Annotated in this window: 4 protein-coding genes and 1 rRNA gene; 4 read left to right on the forward strand and 1 reads right to left on the reverse strand. The window is 57.4% G+C overall.

The window, feature by feature from the left end; genetic code table 11:
- The 4 genes from rrf to KIH75_RS09805 all read left to right on the forward strand — a co-directional run.
- Positions 1–88 (forward strand): 5S ribosomal RNA (rrf, locus tag KIH75_RS10405); the annotation flags it as partial.
- Between the two features lie 473 nt (positions 89–561).
- Complete coding sequence (locus KIH75_RS09795) at positions 562–3,456, forward strand: glycoside hydrolase family 3 N-terminal domain-containing protein (RefSeq protein ID WP_219056518.1); 2,895 nt, start codon at positions 562–564, stop codon at positions 3,454–3,456.
- A gap of 136 nt (positions 3,457–3,592) precedes the next feature.
- Complete coding sequence (locus KIH75_RS09800; RefSeq protein WP_219056519.1) at positions 3,593–4,093, forward strand: MerR family transcriptional regulator; 501 nt, start codon at positions 3,593–3,595, stop codon at positions 4,091–4,093.
- 90 nt (positions 4,094–4,183) lie between these two features.
- Positions 4,184–4,912, forward strand: coding sequence for a LytR/AlgR family response regulator transcription factor (locus KIH75_RS09805; RefSeq protein WP_219056520.1), 729 nt, complete (start codon positions 4,184–4,186; stop codon positions 4,910–4,912).
- Positions 4,913–5,046: 134 nt separating this feature from the next.
- Here KIH75_RS09805 and KIH75_RS09810 read toward each other — a convergent pair.
- The coding region (locus KIH75_RS09810; protein ID WP_219056521.1) for a hypothetical protein at positions 5,047–5,294 on the reverse strand (248 nt) is incomplete at its 5' end.

Below are 5,294 nucleotides of genomic sequence, written 5' to 3' on the forward strand. Positions count from 1 at the left end.
CGGTCCCTTTCCGAACCCGGAAGCTAAGGCCTTGCACGGCGATGGTACTGCACCTGAGAGGGTGTGGGAGAGTAGCACGTCGCCGCTTTTATTGTTGGATCGGATCCCGGTCGAGCCCCTTGCGGGGTTCCCGGGATCCGATTTTTTATATCCCCGGGTGTTACGGGGTTTCGCTTTTTTTGTTCCGGCCACCGGGGCGCGTCCACGCGTTCCGGTGGCCTTCGTGTATCCAGGCAAGTTTGGATACCGTCCGTCCTTCCCGAACCGTTTTCCGGTAGTCTTCCGCGTATCGCGTCCATCTCCACTTCACCTACCTACTGCACCCTCCCTGAGAGTTTCCCGTGCCATGTGGCAACGCGTGCGTACGACGGTATAACGTGCGGCATGGCGAGTCATTTGCAATGCTATGGCTAACCAAAAAAGGAACGCATAAGACCGAAAAAGTAAAGTCGGATGAAACTGGGATTTTCCCTGATGCAATGGAATAAGCGACATAACGACGTGTCGGCGGGTCCAACGTCGAATGCCGTGCATCCATGAGAATCAAGGAGGAGACGTACCATGCTGCAGATCAACATGGCTGATGTCATGACCGTGCTGCAATCGGTGGCGCCGTATCTGGCGGTCATCGGTGTAGTGCTGGTCCTGGCACTGGTGGTGACATTCGCCATCAACAAGAACACGATGCGCAACGAGGCGAATCGAAAGCTCATTCATTCCGAATCCTGGCTGGTGGTATTGGTCGCCGCCACGGTGTCGCTGGTCATGATGATGTACGGGCCGCTGTCGAATCTGCTGACGATGGCGACCAGCGAGAAGTACACGCTTTCGGAATCCTCGATCGATAGCGCCAACAAGCTTGCCGCGAACATCCAGCGCGAAGCCGTGACCATGCTCAAGAACGACGATTCCAACCTGCCGTTGTCTTCCAAGAAAGTCAACGTGTTCGGCTGGGGATCCACCAATCCGGTTTACGGCGGCACCGGTTCGGGGTCGATGAACGATCAGTATCCGACTACGTCGCTGCTGGACGGTTTGAAGGAAGCCGGCATCACGACCAACGCCGACCTGAGCAAGCTGTACACCGACTACCGTTCCGACCGTCCGGAAGTCGGCATGTGGGAACAGGATTGGACGCTGCCGGAAGTGCCGGCCAATCAGTATTCCGACTCCCTGATCTCCAAAGCCAAGAGCTTCTCCGATGAAGCCGTGGTCGTGCTCACCCGCGTCGGCGGCGAAGGCGCCGATCTGCCGACGAACATGAAAGCGGACGGTATCACGTACACGAATAATTCCAAGAAATACGACGACTTCAAGGACGGCGAAAGCTTCCTGCAGCTTTCCCAGACCGAGCGTGACATGCTCGATCTGGTCACCAAGAACTTCAGCAAGGTGACGCTCGTCTACAACGGCGCGAACACCTTCCAGTTCGACTTCCTGAACGATTATCCGCAGATCAAGTCCGTGCTGTGGTGCCCGCCGGCCGGTCAGACGGGTTTCTCCGCCCTGGGCGAGGTGCTTGCCGGCAAGACCAACCCGTCCGGCAAGACGTCCGACACTTTCGTGCGTGACCTGAGCGCCACCCCGACCGCCAACAATTTCGGTTCCTTCTACTACGACAACATGTCCGAATACAACACGGAGAATCGTGGCGATGTGCGTAAGCCGTCGTTCGTGGACTATGTCGAAGGCATCTACGTGGGGTACAAGTTCTACGAGACCGCCGCCGAGGAAGGCGCCATCGATTACGACGACACCGTCATCTATCCGTTCGGATACGGCCTTTCCTACACCACGTTCAAGCAGAAGATGGGCGACGTGAAGTACGACACCAAGTCCGGCAAGATCACCTTCGACGTGACCGTCACCAACACCGGCGACACCGCAGGCAAGGACGTCGTCGAAACCTACGTCAACCCGCCGTACACCAATGGCGGCATCGAAAAAGCGTCCAGAAACCTGGTCGCCTTCGACAAGACCAAGGAACTGAAGCCGGGCGAATCGCAGACGTTGAGCATTGAATTCGACGACGATGCCATGGCATCCTACGATGCGAAGAACGCCAAAGCGTACGTGCTTGAGCGCGGCGACTACGATGTGTCGATCCAATCCGATTCGCATACGGTGATCGACGATCAGAAGATCACCGTGGCCGACACCATCACCTACGATTCCGATTCCAATACACATAACGGCGATCAGACCGTGGCGACCAACCAGTTCGACAATGCGGCCGGTGATGTGACCTATCTGTCCCGCGCCGATCATTTCGCCAACTATGCCAAGGCGACCGCGGCCCCCGCCAGCCTGAGCATGAGCGATAAGCTGAAGTCGGAATTCACCAACATCTCCAACTACGATCTGAAATCCCGCAATGACGATTCCGATGAGATGCCGACGACGGGTGCTAGGAACGGTGTGCGTTTGGCCGAACTTCGCGGACTCGACTACGACGATGCCAAGTGGGATGATCTGCTTGACGAACTGACCTTCGACGATATGGATAATATGATCGCCCTGGCCGGTTACGGCACGCAGGCCATCAAGTCCATCGGCAAGATCACCATGACCGATTCCGACGGCCCTGCTGCGTTGAACAACAACTTCACTGGCGCCGCCTCCATCGGCTTCCCGGCCTCCACCGCGGTGGCGTGCACGTGGAATCAGGATCTCGCCTCCCAATACGGTGAGATGATCGGTCAGATGGCGCGTGAATTGAACATTCATGGCTGGTATGCGCCGGCGATGAACATTCACCGCAGCGCGTTCGCCGGTCGTAATTTCGAATATTTCTCCGAAGACGGTTATCTCACCGGCGTTCTGGTGTCCAGCGAGATCGCCGGCGCCAAGGAGAAGGGCGTGTACTCGTTCATGAAGCATTTCGCTTTGAACGATCAGGAAACCAATCGTGCGAGCATGCTGTGTACGTGGGCCAACGAACAGTCCATTCGTGAAATCTACCTTAAGCCGTTCGAGATGAGCGTGAAGGATGGCGGCGCGCAGGCCGTGATGAGTTCCTTCAACTACATCGGACCGACTTGGGCGGGCGGCAGCGCCAACCTGCTGCAGAACGTGCTTCGCGACGAGTGGGGATTCCGTGGATTCGTGCTCACCGATTACTTCGAGGGTGCGGGTTACATGTATGGCGATGAAGGCGTTCGCAACGGCAACGATGCGATGCTGGCCACCACCGAAGTGACCAACCATATCACCGACAAGTCGGCGACTTCCGTGAAGGCGATGCGCACCGCGGCCCATAACATCCTGTACACCACCGTGAACAGCTGGGCTTATGAGAACGGAGAGCCGAAGGAAGCCACCCCGGTGTGGAAGATCGCCACGTATGTGGGTATTGCGGTGATCGCCGTGCTGTTCGCCGTGCTTGAGGTGATTGCCGTGCGGCGTTATCTCGAGCGTCGCAAAGGCGATGCGGGTGCCGCGGTGACATCTCGCTGACCCCTTGGCGGCATGGCCGGTTAATGGCCGTGGATTCGAAGGCCCTGGAGCATTGTTCCGGGGCCTTCGTCGTATGTGTGCCACACTTGAAGTGTTCAAACGTGAATGATTTTGCGGTCGATCGGAAGGATTCGGTATGGCACGGTTGCGTAGCATCAAGCAGGTGTCGGAGGAGACCGGTGTGCCGGCTTCGGCGATTCGTTTCTATGATCGCCACCATCTGCTGCTCGATATCCAACGTGATGCGGCGGGCAATCGTTGGTTCGATGAGGATGCCGTCGACGGCGTGTGTGTGGTTGCGTTCCAGCGGTATATCGGCATGCCTATCAAGGAGATACGCGAAATCAGTGATATGGCCGCGCAAGGTGACCATTCCATCGGCAAACGCTATGAACTTATGCTCAAGCAGCGGGAGCGGCTGCAACGGGAGATCGAATCCATGACCGAAGCCTTGCATGTGCTTGATGATTCGTTGGATCGCTACCGGCGGGCGCTGCGCGACGGTGAGGAGGGCGTGGATTTCCGGGGTGAGGATATCGCCGCCATGAGGGCGATGCTGCAGCGTAGGCTTCGGACTGGTGAAAAAGCGTCGGATTGCGGACCGGCGGCAGATTGTGCGCGGAAAACGGCAGAATAGGCGCAGGCCTCTCATATGAATTTGCCTTAAACCTTGTTTAAGGCTGTTTGCTGAAAGGGAGAGAAACCCGATCGAAGATGAGGGGCTGATATGTGCGAAATGATAACCGCGGCCATTGTGGATGATGATGCGGAGGCGCGCGCGGAGGTGCGCGCCGGCCTAGACGCCTATGCGGCGCGGCATTCGGGCGACGTGCTGTTCGAGATTTCCGAATACGATTCGGGGGAGGCGCTTCTTGCGGCGTATCGGAGCGACATCGACATCGTGTTCCTCGACGTGGAGATGGGGGATGTCAATGGGCTTGAAACGGCTCGTGCCATTCGCGGCAGGGACGGCAACGTGTCGCTGCTGTTCATCACCAATATCGCGCAGTACGCCGTTTACGGCTATGAAGTGGATGCGTTGGGCTATCTGCTGAAGCCGGTCAACCGGTTTGCGCTTTCGCGCGAATTGGATCGGTGCATCGCGCGCAAGCGTTCGCTTGACGCGGCGAATTCGCTGGTGTTCTCCACCATGAACGGGATGATGCGCGTGCCGTTGGATACGGTCACGTATCTGGAATGCATCCGGCATAAGATCATCGTGCATACGTTGGAGGGGGTTTACGAATTCACCGGAACCTTGAAGAGTTTTCTGCCCCAGTTGGAGCCGTGCCATTTCGTCATGGCGAATTCGTGCTATTTGGTCAATCTGCGGCATGTAATGGGTGTGGATCAGCATGCGTGCCTGATGCGCGATGGGGCGAGTCTTGCGGTGTCTCGGCGGCGTCGCAGCGGCCTGTTGCAGGCGTTGGGCGATTACTTCGGCAAAGCCGTCTGAATCGCATGGGCTGGGTGCCGTGTGGCTCGTAGGTGCCGTGCGACTCGTGGGCGTTGTGTACGCAGTGCGTGTGCTGTGCGTGTGGCTGTGTGCGGCGCATGAGGGTGCTGTAGGCGGCGTGTCGGATCGACAGGTTATGCGCGCAAAATGACAGGTTGTCCGGCATGTTCGCATGCCTCGGCGGATCGGCGTTTCGCAAGGAGGTTCGGCAAACGCCGAAATAGCAACGTTTCTTGTATATGAATCACAACCATATGGATAACGTCCGAAATCTTGCGCACTTTCGGATTCCGGCCCTGACGCAGGAGGGCATGGCCCGCGTCCTGTGTACGATTTTCATTCGCCAAAACAAAAAACCGCGATTGGAAGCCAGGAGACGGAA

This window comes from Bifidobacterium pongonis, from assembly GCF_019331805.1.
In the GTDB taxonomy this organism is placed as follows: Bacteria; Actinomycetota; Actinomycetes; order Actinomycetales; family Bifidobacteriaceae; genus Bifidobacterium; species Bifidobacterium pongonis.

Coding starts and splice junctions, on each gene's coding strand:
- KIH75_RS09795 (WP_219056518.1), top strand. CDS start 562: ATGCTGCAGATCAACATGGCTGATGTCATGACCGTGCTGCAATCGGTG.
- KIH75_RS09800 (WP_219056519.1), top strand. CDS start 3,593: ATGGCACGGTTGCGTAGCATCAAGCAGGTGTCGGAGGAGACCGGTGTG.
- KIH75_RS09805 (WP_219056520.1), top strand. CDS start 4,184: ATGTGCGAAATGATAACCGCGGCCATTGTGGATGATGATGCGGAGGCG.